1 protein-coding gene is annotated in these 1,088 nt (G+C 68.8%); it reads right to left on the reverse strand.

Going from position 1 to position 1,088, the window contains the following annotated elements:
* Nucleotides 1–15 precede the first annotated feature (15 nt).
* On the reverse strand, nt 16–1,086 hold the full coding sequence (locus NKH49_RS34710; RefSeq protein ID WP_352930197.1) for an IS110 family RNA-guided transposase: 1,071 nt from the start codon (nt 1,084–1,086) through the stop codon (nt 16–18).
* Nucleotides 1,087–1,088 lie beyond the last annotated feature (2 nt).

Here is a 1,088-nt window from a genome sequence, read left to right on the forward strand (position 1 = left end):
CGTGCTGAGCCGCGGTCAGGGCTGGCCGCAGGCCACCGCCGTAGGCGGCGCGAAGCGGCCTTGAGGGCGGCGAGGAGGCGTCAGGCTGCCCGCCAGGCCGCAACGGTACGGCTCGCCGGTGATCATCATCTTCCAGGCCATACGGGCGGTCTTGTTGGCGAGCGCCACAGCCGCCAGCTTCGGCGGCTTGCGCGCAATCAACGCCGCCAGCCACGGCGAGGCCTTGGCGCGGCCGCGACGCACCTGCTGGATGTGGGCCGTCGCGCCCACCACCAGCGCCTGCCGCAGCATCTCGTCGCCGGCCCGCGTGATCACCCCCAGCCGGTTCTTGCCGGCGGTCGAATGGTTCTTCGGCGTCAGCCCCAGCCACGCCGCGAAGTCGCGTCCCGAACCGAACGCTGTCGCATCAGTGACCTTGACGCCGAGCAGGCTCGCCACGACCGGCCCGACGCCGGGCATCGCAGCCAGCCGCTGTCCAGTCTCGTCCTTGCGGTGATGGGCCAACAGCTTCTTGTCGATTGCCGCGTATCGCGCGCACACCGCGCGGTATTCCTCGCCGAGCGTCTCAAGCAGTTCCTTTGCCAGCGCCGGCACCGTCGCGTCGCCGGCAATGCGGGCCAGCAGTGGCTCGATGCGGGCAAGGCCTTGTGCGGCCACCAGGCCGAATTCGGCTGCGTAGCCGCGGATCGTGTTGGAAAGCTGCGTGCGCCGCCGCACCAGCTGCTCGCGCACCCCAAACAGCATCTGCGCCGCTTGCTGCTCGCCGCTCTTGATCCCAACAAAGCGTGTCCTGGGCCGGCTCATCGCCTCGCAGATCGCCTCGGCGTCAGCCGCGTCATGCTTGCCGCGCCGCACATACGGCTTCACGTGCTGCGCCGCGATCAGCACCACCTCATGACCCAGCCCCGACAGCGTGCGCGCCCAGTAATGCGAGCCACCGCACGCCTCCAGCCCGATCCTCACCGGCGCAAGCTTGGCGAAGAACGGGACTACCGCCCGCCGTTGCAATTTACGCACCAGCACCGAACGCTCCGCAGCGTCGACACCATGCAGCTGAAAAACACTCTTGGACGTATCCATGCCAATAC

Source organism: Mesorhizobium sp. M1088 (assembly GCF_040318575.1).
Classification (GTDB): domain Bacteria; phylum Pseudomonadota; class Alphaproteobacteria; order Rhizobiales; family Rhizobiaceae; genus Mesorhizobium.